The following is a 257-nucleotide window of genomic DNA, read 5'->3' on the forward strand; positions in this document are numbered from 1 at the left end:
CGCAGGCCACGTCCAGGTCGATCCGGTCCAGCACGACCCGCTGGCCGAAGGACTTGCGCAGGCCGTGGGCGTACACCGTGCCCACGCCCGTGCCCACCCCGTCCGAGCGGTCCACCGCACGGTCCACCGCACGGTCCATCGCACCGTCCGGTGTGCCGGTCGTCCGGCTGGTCGGCTTGCTGCTGGTCGGCTTGCTGGTCGTCTTGCTGTTGGTCACACCGGTCATCGGGCTTCACCTCCGAGGGTGGCGTCCAGCG

1 protein-coding gene is annotated in these 257 nt (G+C 71.2%); it reads right to left on the reverse strand.

Translation table 11 applies throughout. The features are described 5' to 3' along the window. Window positions 1–226: hypothetical protein (locus tag ACPYOM_RS22965; RefSeq protein ID WP_481347737.1), on the reverse strand; the 226-nt coding region annotated here is incomplete at its 3' end. Between the last annotated feature and the right edge of the window lie 31 nt (window positions 227–257).

The organism is Monashia sp. HAY1-2A (assembly GCF_056755315.1).